Here is a 20590-nt window from a genome sequence, read left to right as displayed (position 1 = left end):
AGTGCCGCCAATGTCGCTGCCAGCCTTGCTCGAACAACGTCTGCGTCTGCCGGTCGTGGCCGCGCCAATGTTCCTGATTTCCAACCCGCGGCTGGTGATAGCCTGCTGTCGCAACGGCGTGGTAGGTAGCTTTCCGGCCCTCAATCAGCGGGAAAGTAGCGGCCTCAAGGCCTGGCTGGAGGAAATCCAAACCGGGTTGGCGCAGCTGGACAACCCGGCGCCCTACGCCGTCAACTTGATCGTACATAACAGCAACCCACGCCTGCAGGCGGATCTGCAAATTTGCATCGAGCACAAGGTGCCAATCGTCATCACCAGCTTGGGCGCGGTCAAGGAACTGGTCGATGCGGTCCATCATTATGGCGGCCTGGTCTTTCACGATGTGACGACCCGGCGCCATGCCGAAAAAGCCGCCGAAGCCGGCGTCGACGGCTTGATCGCGGTGGCCGCCGGTGCCGGCGGTCATGCCGGAACCTGGAGTCCGTTTGCGCTGATCGCCGAAATCCGCCAGTTCTTCGACAAAACCTTGCTGCTGGCCGGCTGCCTGAACCACGGTCATGAGATTCTCGCGGCACAATTGCTGGGGGCCGACTTGGCCTATTGCGGCACGCGCTTTATCGGCACTACCGAAAGCCATGCCCCCGACGCCTATAAGGACATGCTACTGACGTCCAGGGCCGCCGACATCATCCATACTCCCGTCGTCTCAGGCGTACCGGCCAGCTTTATGCGCCAGAGCCTGGAAAACGCCGGCTTTGACCTCGCCGCGCTGCGAGGCCAAGGCGAGGTCAATTTCGGCTCGAAGCTCAAGCCTCTCGACGACGAAGCTAAAGCCTGGAAGACGGTCTGGTCAGCAGGTCAGGGCGTCGGCTCGATCAATGACTTGCCAGGCATCGACCAACTGATCGCTCGGCTCGAAGACGAATACCGCAAGGCCCAAGCTCTCGCCGCCCAACTGCCACGCTGCTGGCCGCGTTAATCAAAACCAAGGGGCCTGCAAACAGCGACGAAGCGGTTCAAGTCGCCACGGCCACTGTAAACTATGGGAAAGAGCAGCGCTGATCTTGTAACCGTCCGTTCCAAGGTGCCGCGCCGTTGCCATGGAGAATTGCATGACCCGTTACGCCCTGATCACTGGCGCTTCCAGCGGTATCGGCCTGGCCCTGGCCGAAGCCCTGGCGCGCCGCGGTCGTCACCTGATCCTGGTGGCCCGTCAACGCGATCGGCTGGAAAGCATTGCCATCGAGTTGACCCAGCGCTTCGGCGTCGAGGTGCTGTTTCGCGCCTGCGACTTGAGCGAGCCGCTACGCCTGTCCGGATTCCTGCTGGAGCTGGAGGAAGGCGAGCACCTGATCGACCTGCTGGTCAATTGTGCCGGCATCGGCACTTGCGGCCCGTTCCTGGCCCAGGACTGGAGCACCGAGCAAGACCTGATCGAAGTGAATATCCTCGCCCTCACTCGCCTTTGCCACTCCTTGGGCAACCTGATGGCGATACAAGGCGGTGGGCAGATCCTGAACGTGGCCTCTATCGCCGCGTTTCACCCCGCGCCCTGGATGAGCAGCTATTACGCCAGCAAAGCCTATGTATTGCACTTCAGCGAAGGGTTGCGCGAGGAGCTGAAAAAAACCGGGATCAAGGTCTCGGTACTCTGCCCAGGCCTGACCCGTACCGCCTTTTTTGATAACGCCCACCTGCAGGTCGCCAAGCTCCAAAACAGCAAACTCATGATGAGTCCCGAAGAGGTGGCGCTCTACACTGTCCGCGCCCTGGAAAAAAACCGTGCACTGATCATCCCCGGTTGGCGCAACCGCTGGCTGTCTCGAGCCCCACGCCTGGGTAGTCGCTGGATGGTGCGCAAACTCGCCGGCTGGATCAACCGCGCCTACTGCCCGCGCTAATACTTGCGCCCTCGATACTTGAGTTCCCGATACTTGAACTTAAGGAACGCTGCAGACAGACTCAGGCCCGTCCCCCTACCTAAGGAGAAACATCTGTGGATACTCTGTTCACCAAGATCATCAACAGAGAAATACCCGCGAAGATCATTTACGAGGACGACCAGGTGCTGGCCTTCCACGACATTGCCCCACAGGCCCCGGTGCATTTTTTGGTGATTCCGAAGAAGCCAGTGCGCACCCTCAATGACCTGACCGAGGATGACAAGGCCCTGGCCGGGCATATCCTGTTCACCGCCCAGCGCCTGGCCCTGGAACTGGGTTGCGAAAAAGGCTTTCGTGTGGTGATGAACTGCAACGAACAGGGTGGACAGACGGTCTATCACATTCATATGCATGTGCTGGGTCAGCGCCAGATGAACTGGCCGCCGGGCTGATCACCTGCCGAGGCTGGCTCATCGGGACGTCGTAACGCATCAACAGCCATCGGCTCGATGACCCAGCCTGAACCTTCCCCCACGATTGCGGTAAACTGCGGGACGAGATTCCTCTGGAGGTCAGCATGACTACCCAACGTCACTACTCGCCGATTGATCGTCTGCTACTGCAAGCCGATACCGCCATGCGCACCTTGCTGCCCTTCAGCGGCCAACCGTATCGCCCGTCGCCGGCCATCGTCCGGCCCGAAGCACAGATGAGCGAGAACGACACCCGTCACGTCGCCGGACTGATGCGCATCAACCACACCGGCGAAGTCTGTGCCCAGGCGCTGTATCAAGGCCAGGCGCTGACCGCCAAGCTGCCTCATATACGTGAGGCGATGGAGCAGGCTGCCGAGGAAGAAATCGATCACCTGGCCTGGTGCGAGCAACGCATCCGCCAGTTGGGCAGCCGTCCCAGCGTATTGAATCCCTTGTTCTACGGACTGTCTTTCGGTATCGGCGCGGCCGCTGGTTTGATCAGCGACAAGGTCAGCCTTGGGTTCGTTGCGGCGACCGAGGATCAGGTCTGCAAACACCTGAACGAGCATCTCGAACAACTCCCCGCAGAAGATGAAAAATCCAGGGCGATTCTCGAACAGATGCGTATCGATGAAGAACATCACGCTGAATCCGCGCTCGACGCTGGCGGCTTTCGTTTCCCGACACCGGTGAAGTTCGGTATGAGTCTGCTGGCCAAGGTCATGACCAAAAGCACCTACCGCATCTGAAGCAGTCGGGCGCGAAGCGCAAAAAAGCGCCAAACAGGCGCAATTTCGACTCAACCGAGCTCGATAATCTCGTAGTCATGACTGATAGCGACGCCAGCGGCCCCGAGCATGATCGAGGCCGAACAGTATTTCTCGGCGGACAGTTCGATCGCTCGTTTGACCTGGGCGTCCTTCAAGCCACGCCCCTTGACCACGAAGTGCAGATGGATCTTGGTGAACACCTTCGGATCTTCGGTCGCCCGCTCCGCTTCGAGAAAGGCTTCGCAGCTTTCGACGGCCTGGCGCGACTTCTTCAGAATGCTGACCACATCGAAATTGCTGCAACCGCCCATACCCAGCAGGACCATCTCCATGGGGCGCACGCCCAGGTTGCGACCACCGCTTTCCGGCGGGCCGTCCATCACCACCACATGCCCGCTACCCGACTCTCCGAGAAACATGGCTTCGCCAGCCCATTGGATGCGTGCCTTCATTGCAAGACTCCACCGTTAAAAAAGGGTTGCCAGCTTAGCACAGCGCTTGCTACAGCCAGGTGGCGACTGGCTGATCGGCTAGGTAAATTCCGCAATCTTCGCACAATGTGTCTGTTAAGCTGGCGCCAAATCGATGGCGTTATGCCATCCTTCGCACTACAACAAAAAAACTAACCACACTGCGCAGTCTTTTCGGGAAATAACCATGGTTGCTCTGGCTTCCACCCCCAAGATCAAAAACCTCGACAAACTGCTGATGCATTGTCAGCGCCGACGCTACCCGGCCAAGAGCAATATCATTTGCGCCGGTGATCGCTCGCAAACCCTGTTTTTTATTGTAAAGGGTTCGGTCACCATCCTGATCGAGGACGATGACCGGCGAGAAATGATTATCGCCTATCTCAACGCCGGCGACTTCTTCGGTGAACTGGGATTGTTCGAGCAGGCCGGCCACGAACAGGAGCGCAGCGCCTGGGTGCGCGCCAAGATCGAATGTGAAGTGGCGGAGATCAGCTACAGCAAATTCCGCGAGCTGGCCCAACAGGATCCGGACATTCTTTACGCCCTCAGCGGCCAGATCGCCCAGCGCCTGCGCAATACCACCCGCAAAGTCGGTGACCTGGCGTTCTTCGACGTCACCGGACGTGTCGCTCGCTGCCTGCTGGAGCTGTGCAAGCAGCCGGACGCCATGACTCACCCGGACGGTATGCAGATCAAGATTACCCGCCAGGAAATCGGGCGTATCGTCGGCTGTTCGCGGGAAATGGTCGGTCGTGTGCTCAAGGGGCTGGAGGAACAGAATCTGGTACACGTCAAAGGCAAGACCATGGTGGTGTTCGGCACCCGCTAGACAGACTGTATATCCTCCAGCATCTGCTGGTATCGCCCGGCCAGATGCTCAAGGAATAGGGGGGCTGGATACACTTCATGCAGGGCGATATGGCTGGAAGCACGCACGCGCGACGCCAACCCGCACGCCTGATTGAAACGATTGACCGCCGCGATCATCGAATCGCGCTCATCGTCAATCAGCATCGCGCCATGTATCAGCCCTACCGGACGGGTTCCGCCCCTGCTTTGCCGCCAGCGCTGGGCGGTGCCGACCAGTTTGCGACCATTGAGATTGACGTTATAGCGACCATCGCAAAACGCGCCATCAATTTCCCCCAGGGAAGCCGTTCCGCCCAACTCGTCCAGCCCATCGCAGATCGGCCGGCACAAACGCAAATAGCCGGTTTCAATCCGGTTCTGATCGCCCTCACTGCGCGGCGGCGCATAGACCAGGGCGATATTGACCGTCGAGGCAGATTGCGGCACCGGTTCGCCACCGGTCTCGCGCAACAACACCGGCCAGCCGCTGGCAGCCAGAACGTCACCAGCAGGCGCGAAGCCCGGCAGGCGGCTCAGGCGTCGTGGCACAACCAGCGCACGGTCGGTAGGCCGCCAGAACAGCAGGCCCCCTTCCTGCTCGCCGGCACAGACCGCCGCCAGCAAGTCCTGCTCGGCGCGCAAGCCGGCTTCGATGCTAAGGGCAACGGGCAATGTCATCGCAAATTTCCTTGGGTCGCCCCTCTAAAGAGGCCGGCAATGCCAGCTTCCTCCACCCGCTCGACTCAATCCAGGGCGCAGCAACTGACCAGCGGTGCCCCGCGCTCCGGAAAGAACAGCCGTTGCAATTCGTCTCCCGGGCTTTCGGCACGCATGAACGCTTCACCCACCAGGAACGAGTACACCTCGCTGATTTCCATCAGCTCGACATCGGCCCGATTGAGAATACCGCTCTCGGTGATCACCAGGCGGTCGCGTGGCACCATCGGCAACAGGTCGAGGGTGGTTTCGAGACTGACCTCGAAGGTGTGCAGGTTACGGTTGTTGATACCGATCAGCGGCGTATCGAGATGCTTCAGCGCCCGTTCCAACTCGGCGGCGTCATGGGACTCCACCAACACGTCAAGGCCGACACTCTTGGCGACCGCGGCCAACTCGACCATTCGCACATCGTCCAGCGCAGCAACGATCAACAGGATGCAGTCGGCGCCCATCGCCCGGGCTTCGACGATCTGGTACGGGTCGACCATGAAATCCTTGCGGATCACTGGTAACTTGCAGGCAGCGCGAGCCTGCTGCAGATACAGGTCCGAACCCTGGAAATAATCCACGTCGGTCAGTACCGAAAGACAGGTCGCCCCACCCTTCTCGTAGCTCATGGCGATATCAGCCGGGATGAAGTTCTCGCGAATGACGCCCTTGCTCGGCGAGGCCTTCTTGATTTCGGCAATCACCGCCGGATGCTTGAGCCTGGCCTGCTCAATCAGCGCCTTGGCGAAGCCACGCGGGGCGTCAGCGGCTCGGGCCAGGTTCTCCAGCTCGGCCAGACCCACCCGAGCGCGACGTTCAGCCACTTCCTCGGCCTTGCGCCGCAGTATCTTTTCCAGAACGGTTGGTATACTCATGCTTCATTCTCCTGCTTGAACACGGCGGTGAACGCGCCCAACTCTTCGAGCTTCTCACGGGCCAGGCCGGTGTGAAGCGCGTCGTGAGCCAGGGCAACGCCCTCTTTCAGGCTGCTGGCATGATCGGCGGCATATAGCGCGGCACCGGCATTAAGCATGATCATTTCCGCGGCTTTCTGACCATTCTCGGTTTTGCGGCGACCCAACGCATCATGGATCAACGCCAGGGAGGCCGCCGGGCTGTCAACCACCAGACCAAACAGACTTTGGCTTTTTATACCCACGTCTTCGGGCTGAACCCAATATTCTGTTATTGCATCGTTTTTCAGCTCGGCCACATAAGTTGGCGCCGCAAGGCTGAATTCGTCCAGACCGTCCTGGGAGTGCACCACCAGCACATGCTTGCTGCCCATACGTTGCAAGACTTCCGCCAACGGTCGGCAGAGTGCCTGGTTGAAAACGCCGATCACCTGATGTTTCACGCCGGCCGGATTCGTAAGCGGGCCGAGCATGTTGAACAAGGTGCGCAGGCCGAGATCACGGCGCGGGCCAGCCGCGTGCTTCATGGCACTGTGATGAGTCTGGGCGAACATGAAGCCGATGCCAACATTATCGATGCAACGTGCTACCTGGACAGGCGTCAGGTTCAGATAGATGCCGGCCGCTTCGAGCAAATCGGCGCTGCCGCTCTTACCCGATACAGCGCGGTTGCCGTGCTTGGCGACGGTACAACCCGCCGCCGCGACCACGAAGGCCGAGGCAGTGGACACATTGAAGATATTCGCACCGTCGCCGCCGGTGCCGACCACATCGACCACGCCATCGAGGCTCTTGAGCTCGACCTTGTCCGCCAGCTCGCGCATGACCGATACCGCACCGACAATCTCGTCGATACTTTCGCTCTTCATGCGCATGGCCATCATGAATGCGCCGATCTGCGCCTCGGTGCATTGCCCGGTCATGATTTCACGCATGACATCGCGCATTTCTTCGGTGCTCAGGTCCAGATGACCGACGATACGGCTCAGGGCAGTCTTGATATCCATGAAAAGTCCTTAGCGCACGCCGCCGGTCTGCTTGAGAAAGTTGGCGAACATCTGGTGGCCCTGCTCGGAGAGAATCGATTCGGGGTGGAATTGCACCCCTTCAATGTTCAGTGTCTTGTGGCGCAGGCCCATGATTTCGTCGACCGAACCGTCTGCCAGTTGCGTCCAGGCGGTCAGCTCCAGGCAGTCAGGCAGGGTTTCGCGCTTGACCACCAGGGAATGATAGCGGGTGACCGTCAGTGGCAGCTTGAGACCTTCGAACACACCCTTGCCCTCATGGAACAACGGGCTGGTCTTGCCGTGCATGACCTGGCGGGCACGCACCACGTCGCCACCAAAAGCCTGGCCGATGGATTGATGCCCCAGGCAGACACCGAGAATCGGCAGCTTGCCGGCAAAATGCATGATTGTTTCCAGGGAAATGCCGGCCTCGGTCGGCGTGCAAGGGCCTGGCGAAACCACGATACGCTCGGGCTTGAGGGCTTCGATTTCGGCCACGGTCAGTTCGTCGTTACGCACGACCTTGACATCCGCGCCCAACTCACCGAGGTATTGCACGACGTTGTAGGTAAACGAATCGTAGTTATCGATCATCAGCAACATGACAAAAAGCTCCTCAGGCGTCAGACGCAGGGGGTTGTTCAGCAAGGGCTACCGCACGGAACATCGCACGACGCTTGTTCAGCGTTTCTTCCCATTCCAGCGCCGGTACCGAGTCGGCGACGATGCCGCCACCGGCCTGCACATGCAATTCGCCGTTCTTGATCACCGCGGTACGAATGGCGATGGCAGTGTCCATGTTGCCGTTCCAGGCGTAGTAACCGACCGCGCCGCCATATATGCCGCGCTTGACCGGTTCGAGTTCGTCGATGATCTCCATGGCGCGGATCTTCGGCGCACCGGACAAGGTGCCGGCCGGCAAGATGGCCCGCAGTGCGTCCATGGACGTCAGCCCGGTCTTCAACTGACCGGTGACGTTGGACACGATATGCATGACGTTGGAATAGCGCTCGATCACCATCTTCTCGGTGAGTTTCACCGAGCCGATCTCGGAGACCCGACCGGTATCGTTGCGCCCCAGGTCGATCAACATCAGGTGCTCGGCGATTTCCTTGGCATCGGACAGCAGGTCTTCTTCCATGGCCCGATCAGCTTCTTCGTTGGCGCCTCGCGGGCGGGTACCAGCCACTGGCCGCACGGTGATCAGGCCGTCTTCGACCCGCACCAGTACTTCCGGCGAACTACCGACGACATGGAAATCACCGAAATTGAAGAAGTACATGTACGGCGTCGGGTTGAAGCAGCGCAACGCCCGGTAAAGGTCGATGGGCGCGGCCTTGAAGTCGATGGACATGCGCTGGGACGGCACCACCTGCATGCAGTCGCCGGCCAGGATGTATTCCTTGATGGTATCGACTGCGCGCTCATAGTCGTCCTGGGTGAAACTCGAACGGAATACCGGGTCGGCGGCGGGCGGCCGATCCAATTCCAATCCACGACGTGGCGTGATTGGCTGGCGCAACTGTTCCAGCAGCTCGCGCAAACGCGTCTGGCCTTGTTCGTAGGCATCGTCCTGGGAGGGATCGGCCAGGACGATGGCGTGCATCTTGCCGGCGAGGTTGTCGAATACCACCACGGCGTCGGAAACCATCAGCAGGATATCCGGCACACCCAGCGGATCTGGATTCGGGCATTTGCCGAGGCGTTTTTCCACATAGCGCACACAGTCATAACCGAAGTAGCCCACCAGGCCGCCGTTGAAGCGCGGTAGACCGGCGATGGTCGGTACGTTGTAGCGGGCCTTGAACTCTTCGACGAAGGCCAGGCAATCTTCGGCCTCGCGACTTTCGATCTCGACGCCGTCGTGGGTCACGCTGATCCGCTGGTCATGCACCCGCAGTACTGTGCGGCACGGCAGGCCGATAATCGAGTAACGGCCCCATTTCTCTCCGCCCTGCACCGATTCCAGCAGGTAGGAGTTGGGCTGGTCGGCCAGCTTCAGATAGATCGACAGCGGAGTATCGAAGTCGGCCAGGGTTTCGCAGGCAAGCGGGATGCGGTTATAGCCGGCAGCGGCCAAACGCAGGAATTCTTCGCGGGTCATGATAGGCCTCGTGGCTTGAGGTTCAAACAGTCAGGTATGCAAACGCGCCGCACAGGCGGCCAGGATCATATCAGGCGCGCCAACGCCAACGGGCCAGGGCCTTGATGACTTTCATCCAGAGTTTGCGAGTGACCACCACGATGGCGTTTCCAGAAGGGGGTTGAAGACAGTCCATCGACATTAGCTCAGCGCCAGCTTCCAGGCAACCGGGAATCAGTGCGCGCAGGTCGTCGATGACCAACGCCGGCTGCTCCTCGGCGATTGGCCGGCCATGGTTGTAGCCATAGCTGAGGGCCACACAGATGACACCGGCAGCCTTGGCAGCCTGCACATCATTGCATGAATCGCCGACGAATAGGCACTGCGACGGCGCAATACCGGCCATTTTCATCACATGAAACAGCGCGGCGGGATCGGGCTTGCGCTGCGGCAGGGTATCGCCGCCGATAATCCAGCGGAAAAACCGCCCCAGCTTCATTTCATCGAGCAACGGGGCGACAAAGCGTTCGGGCTTGTTAGTGATCAAGGCCATTTCCACGCCCTGCTTGTGCATCCACTTCAAGGCTTCACGCACACCGGGGTAGACCGTAGTCAGGTGATGACCGTCGCCGTAGGCTGCCATGAAGATTTCCAGTGCCTGTTCGGCGTCGCTGTCGGCCACCGCCGCATGATCGAGGCCGCCGGCCAACGCCCGACGCACCAACACCAGGGCGCCGTTGCCGACCCATTCGCGTACGGCCGCAAGGCCCGCGGCGGGCCGTCCCAGGGTGAGCAGCATTTTGTCCACTGCTGTCGCCATATCTGGCACCGAATCGATCAACGTACCATCCAGATCGAACATCACCAGCTTGGGTAGACAGCCCGCAAAGAGCTGCTCGAAGCCGCTCATGGATGAGCCATCGCCAACTCGGCGCGCATTTTCTGGATGACTTCCCGATAGTCAGGGGCGTTGAAGATCGCCGAGCCGGCGACAAAGGTATCGGCCCCGGCGGCTGCGATTTCGCGGATGTTGTTCACGTTCACGCCACCGTCGATTTCCAGGCGGATATCGCGTCCCGAAGCATCGATCAGTGCCCGTGCTTCCCGCAGTTTGTCGAGGGTGCCAGGGATTAACTTCTGTCCGCCGAAGCCTGGGTTGACGCTCATCAGCAGGACCATGTCGACCTTGTCCATCACGTACTTGAGCACGTCGAGCGGCGTCGCGGGGTTGAACACCAGGCCGGCCTTGCAACCGCCCTCACGGATCATCTGCAGGGAGCGGTCGACGTGCAGCGTGGCTTCCGGGTGGAACGTGATGTAGGTCGCACCGGCCTCGATGAAGTCGCCGATGATGCGATCCACCGGACTGACCATCAGATGCGCATCGATCGGCGCGCTAATGCCGTACTTGCGCAACGCCGCACAGACCATCGGGCCGATGGTCAGGTTGGGGACGTAATGGTTGTCCATGACATCGAAGTGAACGATGTCAGCGCCAGCGGCGAGAACGCGGTCCACTTCCAGGCCCAGGCGGGCGAAGTCGGCGGAGAGAATCGACGGAGCAATTGCGAAGGGCTGCATGACGCACCTTTTTAAGCAGAATCACGATGGCGCGCATTGTATACCTCCTGCTTCGCCACGCGCACCGTGACCGCGATGGAACGTTGTCAATGGCAATGCGTAGCCGCCGACGGTCATCGAGCCAGCGCCGGTGCGCGCTGAACAACGGCAGGCGCGGCCTGGTGGAAAGCGATCAAGGTAAAACACAAACAGCCGATAACCCACAGGCAGCAAAAAACGCGTGATACGACTCATCCACACTGACAAATACTGACCAACCCATTAGGCTGCCAGGATTGTTTCTGGCCTGGAAAATCCGATGCACTCTGTCTACCGCTGGGCACTCCCCGCGCTGTGCCTGTCGTTGATATTACCGTTTGCCGCGCCGGTACTGGCGGCCGATCCGGCACCGGCGCAACTTGCCGTCGAAAAACCGCTTGAACGCCCGCCCTTGCCCGAGCGCAGCCAGGAAGACGCGAGCGCGCTGGAACGCCAACTACCAGCGCAGGAGCAACAACCCCTACAAGCCGCGGGCGACAACTTCCTCGCCTTGTGGAAGCCGGCCAACGCACCGTCCCCCATTGGTGTAGTGATCATCATCCCTGGCACCGGCGAAACCGCCGACTGGCCTCAGGTAATCGGACCGTTGCGGCGCAAGCTGCCGGACGCCCGCTGGAGCAGCCTGAGCCTGACACTCCCTGACCTGCAAAGCGACGCCAGCCTGCCACGGGTAGTCGCGGCGCCGCAGCCCACAGAGCTTGCCTCCACCAACAGCAAGGACGGCAGCACCACCGCCCACCCCATCGAACAGGCAGCCAGCGCCGGTGCCGATAGCCCCGAGCAACCAGCGGTGGAAAATACCGAAGACCCGCTCAAAGCCGATGCCGAACGGATCTTTGCCCGACTCGACGCCGCCATTGCCTATGCGCAGTTGCAGAATGCTCGCCGTATCGTTCTGTTGGGACATGGAACAGGCGCCTATTGGACCACCCGCTACCTGATCGAGAAAGCCTCACCGGCGGTGCAAAAATCGGTACTGGTGGCAGCGCAAACGCCAGTCAGCGCCAAGCCGGATCTAGGGCAACTGATACCCGGACTGAAGCTGGCGAGCGCCGACTTCTTCTATCAAGATAACCCGCAGGATCGCAAAAGCGCCTTGCAACGCCTGCAGGCCAGCAAGCGCCAGCAGACCTCCAGCTACACTCAAGTGTCGCTGAAGGCACTGCCAGGCGATCCAGGGCAGGAACAATTATTTCGCCGTATTCGCGGATACCTGAATCCTCAGGATGACAGCCAGTAGTTCTCTGGCGGTTCCTGTGGCAGCCCCCTAGCGAAAATTCCGGCGCTCGCGGATCAGTGCATACGCCTGGTGCAGTTCACGGGTTTTCTCGGTGGCATCCTGCACTTGGGCGGGTGTCGCACCACCGCCAGCCACTTTGTCTGGATGATGGCGACTGAGCAAACGCCGATACGCCCGCTTGATCTGTGCCGGTTCGCTGGTGGGTGCTACCCCCAGGACCCGCAGGGCATCCTGATAGCTGCCGACACCGACCCTCAGTGGCCTGCGAGCAGGCTCGTAGTCGCTGGCCAGGGCCTGGATCTGTGGCGATGTCCAACCCAGCCATTTGCCCCACAGCAGAATCAGTTCACGCTCCTCCCGCCCGGCCCGGCCATCGGCCCAGACCATTCGCCAACAGGCGCGCAACACACCTTCCGCCGCATGGGGCTGAGCTTTGACGTGTCGCAGGTAACCACGCAGCCGGTCATGTCCCGACTTGCCGCGATTGAACGAGGCAATCGCTCGGCGCCGCGCTGCCTCGCCCATGTCCAACTGGCGCATTTCCTGGCGTGCCTGCTGGATATGGCCCTCCACCACTCGCCCATCGCTCTTGGCAAGACGCCCGAGCAAGACAAACAATAACTCGTCATTGCGCAGCGCCGGCTTTCCGCCCAGGCGCTCGCGCAGATGCGCCAGGCTATGCAACTGCAGGCGCCGATCCAGCGCCTGCCCGAGTAGTGCGCCCAGCATTGCCCCCGGAATGCTGGCAATGGCAAAGCCCGCTCCGGCTCCAATCAGCGTCCCTGGCCACAGCATATCAGTCTCTCTCTTCCAGCAATTGCTCGACTTGAGCCAGACGTTCGAGGGTGCCGACATCCACCCAATGCCCCTGCAGATGCTCTCCACTAACCCGACCCTGGGCCATGGCCCGGCGCAAAAGTGGCGCCAATTTGAACATTCCCGCAACGCACCCGATAAACAACCTGGGGTCCAACACCGAGATACCGCTGTAGGTCAGCTTGGTCGCACCCGGCTCACCGTCAAACACCTGACCGTCATTCAACACAAAGTCTCCGCCCGCCGGATGATGCGGCGGATTGTCGACCATCACCAGGTGTGCCAGTCCGGCCAGCGGACGACGAAGCGTCGAAAAGTCATAGTCGGTCCAGATATCGCCGTTGAGCACCATGAAGGGTTGCTCTCCCAACAACGGCAGAGCCCGGAAGATGCCACCACCGGTTTCCAGTGGTTCACCTTCCGGCGAATAGACGATACTCAGGCCGTAGCGCGAACCATCGCCGAGGTAGTCTTCGATCTGCTGCCCCAGCCAGGCGTGATTGATGACAACCTCCTCGAAGCCCGCCGCCGCCAGAGCCCGCAGGTGGTAATCGATCAACGGGACGCCTTTGGCCCGCACCAGCGGCTTGGGCGTGTGCAAGGTCAACGGGCGCATGCGCTCGCCTTTGCCGGCAGCGAGGATCATCGCCTTCATACAACGGCCTCGGCGGGCAGGCGCAAGCTGGTCAGCAACTCGCCTAGCTCGGCGAGCTCCGGGCGGCGGGCCAATACCGCTTCGATATAGGCGAAGAAGCGCGGCACATCGGCCAGATAGCGCGGCTTGCCATCGCGATGACAGATACGGGCGAAGATCCCGATCACTTTCAAATGACGCTGCACGCCCATCAAGTCACTGGCCCGGCGAAAATCCTCGAAGTCCGGCTGGACCGCAATACCCAACTGCCCGGCGCGCTGCCAGTAGTCATGTAACCAGTCCACGACCCGCGCCTCCGGCCAACTGAGGAAGGCGTCTTTGAACAGGCAGGTGATGTCATAGGTCACCGGGCCATAAACCGCATCCTGGAAATCCAGCACGCCCGGATTAGCCTCGCTCAACATCAGGTTGCGGGGCATGTAGTCGCGGTGCACCAGCACTTTCGGCTGCGCCAGTGCGCTGTCGATCAACAGGGCGCTGACCCGTTGCCAACGCTCGAGTTGCATCGGGCTGAAGCCAACGCCCAGCTCACGTCCCACGTACCATTCGGGAAAGAGTTCCAACTCGCGACGCAGCAGCGCGACATCGTAGCTCGGCAACCCGGCGTCCATCGGCAGCTGTTGAAGAGCCAGCAAGGCGTCGATTGCAGCAGAGAACAAAGCATCGGCGTTTTCGGCGTCGATCACGTCCAGATAAGTCTGGTTGCCCAGGTCGCTGAGCAAAAGAAATCCGTTTTGCAGATCCTGCGCATGAATTTTTGGCACGTTGATACCGGATCTCGCCAGCAAATGGGCGATATCCACGAAGGCTTTGCAGTTTTCCTGGGGCGGGGCGGCGTCCATCACGATCAGGCTGCGACCCTCGCCTTGCCAACGAAAATACCGGCGGAAACTCGCGTCGCTGCTGGCCGCGGTCAATGTGGCGGTGGGCACGCTGCCCCAGCCTTCGGCCAGGAACAGCGTCGCCAACTGCTTATCCAGCCAAACTTTCAGGTGTTGCAAGCGTAGATCTTGGTCGGGCATTACAAGGGTCTCCGACGGCGCTAGCCGTCACGCGGGTCATGCTTTATTATCCAGCATCTTTTTCAAACCATCGATAGGCGTGCGGCCCTTTACCGCGGGCAGATGGCACGCAGGAAGCCCGGACTAATAAGATGGCATTGAAATCCCCCGCGTTTCGTAGAAAGTTTCCGTTGCTGGTCACCGGCGGTTTGCTGGCCCTGCAACCTTTAGCCACTTCGTTTGTAGTCGCCGCTGAACAGTACGACTGTTCCGCCTCCGCCTCCGGCGCCTGGAGCTGCGCGCCCAAGGCGACTACCGTCCAGTTGCCACCGCGCCCCATGCATGAAGCAGGCTCGGTCGGCGGCAGCACCGAGGCCACGGCTCAAAGCGGTTCCGGCGGCGACTCCGCGCCAGCCACCAAACTGGTCACCGAAGCCGAGGGCCGCGGCCTGAAATCGCGCAGTGCCGACTACAGTCACCTCGATTGGGTTCCACGCGAGAAGCTGACACCTGCGCAGCTAGCCGAAACCGGTCCTTATTGCTCGGGTTCTTATATCGAACCGATTCGTCCCGGCATGAATGACAAGACGAGCAAAAGTGACTCGCCGACCTTTATCGGCGCCAAGGTTTCCCGTTACGAGCAGGACCAGCAGCTCGCCAGCCTGGCCGGCGACGTGGTCATGCGCCAGGGCAGCATGCAGGTCGAGGCCGATGAAGCGAGCCTGTACCAGGCGGAGAACCGTGGCGAACTGAATGGCAACGTGCGTGTGCGCGACAACGGTGCTCTGCTGGTCGGCGATCACGCCGACGTGCAGTTGGACACCGGCGAAGCCAAGGTCGACAACGCCGAATACGTGCTGCACAAATCACGTATCCGTGGCAGCGCGCTCTATGCCAAACGTGCCGAAAACGCGATCATCCGCCTCAAGGACGGTACGTACACCACCTGCGAACCGAACAGCAACGCCTGGCAGCTCAAGGGCAACAACATCACCTTGAACCCGGCCACCGGTTTCGGCACCGCGACCAACGTGACACTGCGGGTCAAGGACATTCCGATCCTGTATACGCCGTACATCTACTTCCCGATCGACGATCGTCGCCAATCCGGCTTCCTGCCACCGAGCTTCAGTTCGGGCGGCGATACCGGCTTTACGCTGGTCACGCCATACTATTTCAACCTGGCGCCGAACTACGATGCCACGTTGTACCCACGCTACATGACCAAGCGCGGCTTGTTGATGGAGGGCGAATTCCGCTACCTGACCAAGTCCAGCGAAGGCCAGTTCGGTGGCGCGTACCTGAACGACGAGAATAACGATCGTTCCAAGCAGACCGACTCCAAAAAAACCCGCTACATGCTCAACTGGCAGCACAAGGGCGGCCTGGATTCGCGTGTACTGACCGAGGTGGACTACACCAAGATCAGCGACCCTTACTACTTCCAGGACCTGCAGAGCGATCAGATAGGGGTCGAGAGCTCTAACTCCTACGTCAACCAGCAGGGTGCCGTCAGCTACCGTGGCGACGACTACACCGCACGCCTCAACGTACAGGCCTACCAGCTTTCCAGCGTATCGAACATCACGCCTTACAACCGGCTGCCGCAACTCACTCTCAACGGTGAACTGCCTTATCACCCCGAAGGCCTGAACTTTACCTACGAAACTGAAGCGGTCCGTTTCGAACGCAGCCTGGAAAACGGCAACTTCTTCGACAAAGATGGGGGGCCGTTCGATGGGAACGGCAACTCTGTGGGCACGCCTCGCCTGGACACCAACGTCGTAGGCCTCGCGCGCGCCAACGGCAATCGTCTGAACCTCAAGCCGGGTGTCAGCCTGCCGCTCAACTGGACCTATGGCTACATAACGCCATCGCTCAAGTACCAGTACACCCAGTATGACCTGGACCTGGGATCCAAGGGCAAGGATCAACTGGCCAGCAACTTTGGCAACGCTTCGGCCCTTGGCGAAACCTTCAACAGTTCGCAAAACCGCGGCGTACCGATCGCCAGCATCGACAGCGGCCTGTACTTCGACCGCAGCACCAGCCTGTTTGGCACCCACTATCGCCAAACCCTGGAACCACGCCTGTTCTATCTCTATGTGCCCGAGAAAGACCAGAAAGACATTCCCGTATTTGACTCTGGCGAATACAGCTTCAACTACGCCTCGTTGTTTCGCGACAACCGCTTCTCCGGCTCGGACCGGGTAGGCGACGAGAACAAATTGTCTCTGGGTGTTACCAGCCGCTGGATCGAAGACAATGGCTTCGAGCGCCAGCGCATCAGCATCGGCCAGGCACTGTACTTCAGAGACCGTAACGTTCAGTTGCCCGGTGTCGATTACCGCACCCGCGCAGACGCCCAGGCCAATGTCTCGCCCTATGCCCTGGAGTACGGCTACCGCTTCAACCACGACTGGCGCGCCACAGCCGACTACAACTGGGACCCGGACAGCCACAGCCCGCGTTCGGGCAGCGCGATGTTCCACTACCAGCCTGAAGACAACCCCAACAAAGTCTTCAACGCCGGTTATCGCTATCGCAACGACCAGGTGATCTACAACCAGAACACCGGTCAATGGCAGTTCGGCGGCGACTACGGCACTCCGGGCACTCCTGGCTTCGTGAAGGATTACTACAAGATCCAGCAGCACGACTTCTCGGTGATCTGGCCAATCGTGCCGCAGTGGAACGTCATTAGCCGCTGGCAGTACGACTACAACCGCAACCGTACTTTGGAAGCCTTCGGCGGGTTCGAGTACGACAACTGCTGCTGGAAACTGCGCCTGATTAACCGTTACTGGGTCAAGTATGACGAATTCAGTCAAGACGCCCCGCAAAACGAAAAAGGCGACCGTGGCATCTTCCTCCAAATTGTTCTGAAGGGACTCGGTGGCGTTGTTGGCACCAAAGTAGAGAGCTTCCTCGACAAAGGCATCCAAGGTTATCGTGAACGTGAAGATCAAGCTTTCTGATTGTCTGCGCCCGCTGATGCTGGGCGCGCTGGTCCTGAGTGCGGCGGTTCACGCCGCCGTGCAACCCCTCGACAACGTCGTGGCGATCGTCGACAACGACGTGATCATGCAGAGCCAACTGGACCAGCGCGTCCATGATGTCCAGCAGAGCATCGCCAAGCGCGGCGGCGGCGTACCACCGACCAATGTACTGGACCAGCAGGTCCTCGAACGCCTGATCGTCGAAAACCTGCAGTTGCAGATCGGCGAACGCTCCGGCATTCGCATTTCCGACGAGGAACTGAACCAGGCCATCGGCACCATTGCCCAGCGCAATAACATGTCGGTGGATCAATTCAAGGCCGCGCTGGCCCACGATGGCCTCTCCTATGAGGACGCACGGGATCAGGTTCGCCGCGAAATGATCATCAGCCGCGTGCGCCAGCGCCGGGTTGCCGAACGAATCCAGGTTTCCGAGCAGGAAGTGAAAAACTTCCTCGCCTCCGACCTGGGCAAAATGCAGCTCTCCGAAGAGCTGCACCTAGCCAATATCCTCATTCCCACACCGGACAGCGCCAGCTCGCAGGTTATCCAAGCCGCAGCGGCCCAGGCCCAAGACATCTACCGGCAACTCAAGCAGGGGGCCGACTTTGCCCAGTTGGCGATTGCCAGGTCCGGCAGCGACAACGCCCTCGAGGGCGGCGACATGGGCTGGCGCAAGCCGGCACAATTGCCACCCCCGTTCGACCACTTGCTGAGCAGCATGCCAATCGGCGATATCACCGAGCCAGCCCGCACCGCCGGCGGCTTCATCATCCTGAAGGTGCTGGAGAAGCGCGGCGGCGAGACTCAGATGCGCGACGAAGTGCATGTTCGCCACATCCTGATCAAGCCGAATGCCATTCGCGGCGAAGCCGAGACCCAGGTCCTGGCCGAAAAACTCTACGAGCGCATCCAGAATGGCGAAGACTTCGCCACTTTGGCCAAGAGCTTCTCGGAGGATCCGGGCTCTGCCCTCAACGGCGGCGACCTGAATTGGATCGATCCGAAGGTGCTGGTTCCGGAATTCCAGGAAGTGATGGCAAAGACGCCACAAGGCGTGCTGTCTAAACCGTTCAAGACCCAATACGGCTGGCATGTGCTGGAAGTCCTTGGCCGTCGCGCCACCGACGGCACCCTACAGGCACGCGAACAACAAGCCATGACCGTACTGCGTAACCGCAAGTACGACGAAGAGCTGCAAACCTGGCTGCGTCAGATCCGCGACGAAGCCTACGTTGAAATCAAGCTCCCTGGCGCGGACCAGGCAGACCAGGCAACCCAGTGAAACCCAAGCGTTTTGCGTTGACACCCGGCGAGCCGGCGGGCATAGGTCCAGACCTTTGCCTGCTGCTGGCCTCGCAACTCCAGCCTCATCCCTTGATTGCCATTACCAGTCGTGAGCTACTCGCCGAGCGGGCCGCACAACTGGGCGTGGTCGTTGACCTACTGTCGGTCGGGCCGCACAACTGGCCCAACCAACCAGCACCGGCGGGCAGCCTGTATGTATGGGATACGCCACTGGCGACCCGGGTCGTCGCCGGGAAGCTGGACAAGGCCAATGCGGCCTTTGTGCTGGAGACCCTGACCCGCGCCGGCCAAGGCTGCTTGGACGGCGATTTCGCCGGCATGATCACCGCCCCGGTTCACAAGGGCGTGATCAACGATTCGGGAATCGCGTTTTCCGGGCACACGGAATTCCTCGCCGACCTGACCCACACCCACCAGGTGGTCATGATGCTGGCCACCCACGGACTGCGGGTGGCACTGGTCACCACTCACCTGCCCTTGCGTCAGGTAGCGGACGCGATCACCCCGCAGCGCCTGGAACGCGTCACACGCATCCTGCATACCGATCTCAAGGAAAAATTCGGCATTGCCCAACCGCGCATCCTGGTTTGCGGGCTCAACCCCCATGCCGGCGAAGGCGGCCATCTGGGCCACGAAGAGATCGACATCATCGAACCCACCCTGGAGCGTCTGCGCAGCGAAGGCATGGACTTGCGTGGCCCGCTGCCTGCCGACACTCTGTTTACCCCCAAATATCTGGAGCACTGCGACGCAGTGCTGGCGATGTACCATGATCAGGGCCTGCCCGTGCTGAAATACCAAGGTTTCGGCGCGGCAGTCAATGTGACCCTGGGCTTGCCGATCATCCGCACCTCGGTCGACCATGGCACCGCCCTGGATCTGGCCGGCGGCGGCGAAATCGATACCGGCAGCCTGCAGGTTGCCCTGGAAACCGCCTACCAGATGGCCGAGACCCGTTTATGAGCGAGCATTACCAACACCGGGCGCGCAAGCGTTTCGGGCAGAACTTCCTGCACGACGCCGGCGTGATCGACCGCATCCTACGCGCCATTCATGCCAGGCCCGAAGACCGCATGCTAGAGATTGGTCCAGGCCAGGGCGCCTTGACCGAAGGTCTGTTGGGCAGCGGTGCCCAACTGGATGTGGTCGAACTGGACAAAGACCTGATCCCGATCCTGAACCAGCAGTTCGCCACCAAGACGAACTTCAACCTGCATCAGGGCGACGCGCTGAAATTCGACTTCACCAGCCTGAACGCCGCACCGAACAGCTTGCGGGTGGTTGGCAACCTACCGTACAACATCTCCACGCCGCTGATTTTCCACCTGCTGCACAATGCCGGCCTGATCCGCGACATGCACTTCATGCTGCAAAAGGAAGTCGTCGAGCGCCTGGCCGCAGGCCCTGGTGGCGGCGACTGGGGGCGCCTGTCGATCATGGTCCAGTATCATTGCCGCGTGGAGCACCTGTTCAATGTCGGTCCCGGTGCGTTCAATCCACCACCGAAAGTCGACTCCGCGATTGTCCGCCTGGTGCCTCACGCCGTGCTGCCGCACCCGGCCAAGGACCATCGCCTGCTGGAACGAATCGTTCGCGAAGCGTTCAATCAGCGCCGCAAGACCTTGCGCAACACGCTCAAAGCCCTGCTCAGCAACGCCGAGATCGAAGCTGCCGGTGTCGATGGCAGCCTACGCCCGGAACAATTGGACCTCGCAGCTTTCGTAAGCCTGGCTGACAAACTCAGCGAACAGTCTGGTAGCGCAACCGTCGCCGGCTGACACCGCCTCA

Annotated in this window: 21 protein-coding genes; 10 read left to right on the top strand and 11 right to left on the bottom strand. The window is 60.5% G+C overall.

Annotation, left to right across the window (positions count from 1 at the left end; all coding sequences use genetic code 11):
• The first annotated feature begins 10 nt into the window (after positions 1–10).
• The 4 genes from AWM79_RS00840 (at position 11) to coq7 (ending at position 3108) form a co-directional block, all read left to right on the top strand.
• Positions 11–979 (top strand): NAD(P)H-dependent flavin oxidoreductase, encoded by a 969-nt coding sequence (locus AWM79_RS00840; RefSeq protein ID WP_017129852.1) that lies wholly within the window; start codon positions 11–13, stop codon positions 977–979.
• Positions 980–1112: 133 nt separating this feature from the next.
• The gene (locus AWM79_RS00835) at positions 1113–1901 is read left to right on the top strand and encodes an SDR family NAD(P)-dependent oxidoreductase (protein ID WP_060781934.1); all 789 of its coding nucleotides are present in this window, start codon (positions 1113–1115) and stop codon (positions 1899–1901) included.
• Positions 1902–1996: 95 nt separating this feature from the next.
• Complete coding sequence (locus AWM79_RS00830; RefSeq protein ID WP_017129850.1) at positions 1997–2335, top strand: histidine triad nucleotide-binding protein; 339 nt, start codon at positions 1997–1999, stop codon at positions 2333–2335.
• A gap of 125 nt (positions 2336–2460) precedes the next feature.
• Entirely contained in the window at positions 2461–3108 is a 648-nt protein-coding gene (gene coq7 / locus AWM79_RS00825) for a 2-polyprenyl-3-methyl-6-methoxy-1,4-benzoquinone monooxygenase (protein WP_017129849.1), read from the top strand.
• A 50-nt stretch (positions 3109–3158) separates the two neighbouring features.
• Here coq7 and AWM79_RS00820 read toward each other — a convergent pair whose 3' ends face one another.
• Positions 3159–3581 carry an OsmC family protein gene (locus AWM79_RS00820; RefSeq protein ID WP_017129848.1) on the bottom strand — a complete coding sequence of 141 codons (423 nt, stop codon included), beginning with the start codon at positions 3579–3581 and terminating at the stop codon, positions 3159–3161.
• A 205-nt stretch (positions 3582–3786) separates the two neighbouring features.
• On the opposite strand from AWM79_RS00820, the gene crp reads away from it, so the two are divergent.
• A complete protein-coding gene (gene crp, locus AWM79_RS00815; RefSeq protein WP_017129847.1) occupies positions 3787–4431 on the top strand; it encodes a cAMP-activated global transcriptional regulator CRP in 645 nt (214 codons plus the stop codon).
• Here crp and AWM79_RS00810 read toward each other — a convergent pair.
• From AWM79_RS00810 to rpe, 7 genes are all read right to left on the bottom strand, one after another.
• Complete coding sequence (locus AWM79_RS00810; RefSeq protein ID WP_017129846.1) at positions 4428–5129, bottom strand: lipoate--protein ligase family protein; 702 nt, start codon at positions 5127–5129, stop codon at positions 4428–4430. The two genes, crp and AWM79_RS00810, sit on opposite strands and share 4 nt — an antisense overlap.
• Positions 5130–5194: 65 nt before the next feature.
• Positions 5195–6034 (bottom strand): indole-3-glycerol phosphate synthase TrpC, encoded by an 840-nt coding sequence (gene trpC / locus AWM79_RS00805; RefSeq protein WP_017129845.1) that lies wholly within the window; start codon positions 6032–6034, stop codon positions 5195–5197.
• Positions 6031–7080 carry an anthranilate phosphoribosyltransferase gene (trpD, locus tag AWM79_RS00800; RefSeq protein ID WP_060781933.1) on the bottom strand — a complete coding sequence of 350 codons (1050 nt, stop codon included), beginning with the start codon at positions 7078–7080 and terminating at the stop codon, positions 6031–6033. The genes trpC and trpD overlap by 4 nt, the downstream gene beginning before the upstream one ends.
• Before the next feature lie 9 nt (positions 7081–7089).
• The gene (locus AWM79_RS00795; RefSeq protein ID WP_017129843.1) at positions 7090–7683 is read right to left on the bottom strand and encodes an aminodeoxychorismate/anthranilate synthase component II; all 594 of its coding nucleotides are present in this window, start codon (positions 7681–7683) and stop codon (positions 7090–7092) included.
• 13 nt (positions 7684–7696) lie between these two features.
• Positions 7697–9184 (bottom strand): anthranilate synthase component I, encoded by a 1488-nt coding sequence (gene trpE, locus AWM79_RS00790; RefSeq protein ID WP_017129842.1) that lies wholly within the window; start codon positions 9182–9184, stop codon positions 7697–7699.
• A 70-nt stretch (positions 9185–9254) separates the two neighbouring features.
• Positions 9255–10073, bottom strand: a complete 819-nt coding sequence (locus AWM79_RS00785) for a phosphoglycolate phosphatase (protein ID WP_060781932.1) — start codon at positions 10071–10073, stop codon at positions 9255–9257.
• Entirely contained in the window at positions 10070–10744 is a 675-nt protein-coding gene (gene rpe, locus AWM79_RS00780; RefSeq protein WP_060781931.1) for a ribulose-phosphate 3-epimerase, read from the bottom strand. The genes AWM79_RS00785 and rpe overlap by 4 nt, the downstream gene beginning before the upstream one ends.
• Before the next feature lie 298 nt (positions 10745–11042).
• Here rpe and AWM79_RS00775 point away from each other — a divergent pair, with 298 nt between their 5' ends.
• Complete coding sequence (locus tag AWM79_RS00775; protein ID WP_060781930.1) at positions 11043–12023, top strand: alpha/beta hydrolase family protein; 981 nt, start codon at positions 11043–11045, stop codon at positions 12021–12023.
• Between the two features lie 27 nt (positions 12024–12050).
• On the opposite strand, the gene AWM79_RS00770 is transcribed toward AWM79_RS00775, so the two are convergent.
• The 3 genes from AWM79_RS00770 to AWM79_RS00760 are packed head-to-tail and all read right to left on the bottom strand — an operon-like array spanning position 12051 to position 14516.
• A complete protein-coding gene (locus AWM79_RS00770; RefSeq protein WP_017129839.1) occupies positions 12051–12818 on the bottom strand; it encodes a DnaJ domain-containing protein in 768 nt (255 codons plus the stop codon).
• A 1-nt stretch (position 12819) separates the two neighbouring features.
• Entirely contained in the window at positions 12820–13494 is a 675-nt protein-coding gene (murU, locus tag AWM79_RS00765; protein ID WP_017129838.1) for an N-acetylmuramate alpha-1-phosphate uridylyltransferase MurU, read from the bottom strand.
• On the bottom strand, positions 13491–14516 hold the full coding sequence (locus AWM79_RS00760) for an aminoglycoside phosphotransferase family protein (protein ID WP_060781929.1): 1026 nt from the start codon (positions 14514–14516) through the stop codon (positions 13491–13493). Before AWM79_RS00760 ends, murU begins: the two co-directional genes overlap by 4 nt.
• A gap of 131 nt (positions 14517–14647) precedes the next feature.
• Here AWM79_RS00760 and AWM79_RS00755 point away from each other — a divergent pair, with 131 nt between their 5' ends.
• From AWM79_RS00755 to rsmA, 4 genes are read left to right on the top strand one after another with little or no spacing between them, the layout of a single operon-like run.
• On the top strand, positions 14648–17473 hold the full coding sequence (locus AWM79_RS00755) for an LPS-assembly protein LptD (protein WP_060781928.1): 2826 nt from the start codon (positions 14648–14650) through the stop codon (positions 17471–17473).
• A complete protein-coding gene (locus tag AWM79_RS00750) occupies positions 17454–18779 on the top strand; it encodes a peptidylprolyl isomerase (protein ID WP_017129835.1) in 1326 nt (441 codons plus the stop codon). Before AWM79_RS00755 ends, AWM79_RS00750 begins: the two co-directional genes overlap by 20 nt.
• Positions 18776–19765, top strand: a complete 990-nt coding sequence (gene pdxA, locus AWM79_RS00745; protein ID WP_060781927.1) for a 4-hydroxythreonine-4-phosphate dehydrogenase PdxA — start codon at positions 18776–18778, stop codon at positions 19763–19765. The genes AWM79_RS00750 and pdxA overlap by 4 nt, the downstream gene beginning before the upstream one ends.
• On the top strand, positions 19762–20580 hold the full coding sequence (gene rsmA / locus AWM79_RS00740) for a 16S rRNA (adenine(1518)-N(6)/adenine(1519)-N(6))-dimethyltransferase RsmA (protein WP_017129833.1): 819 nt from the start codon (positions 19762–19764) through the stop codon (positions 20578–20580). Before pdxA ends, rsmA begins: the two co-directional genes overlap by 4 nt.
• The last annotated feature ends 10 nt before the right edge of the window (positions 20581–20590 follow it).

This window comes from Pseudomonas agarici (assembly GCF_001543125.1).
Lineage (GTDB): Bacteria > Pseudomonadota > Gammaproteobacteria > Pseudomonadales > Pseudomonadaceae > Aquipseudomonas > Aquipseudomonas agarici.
This window is presented reverse-complemented; position numbering and strand designations above follow the sequence as displayed.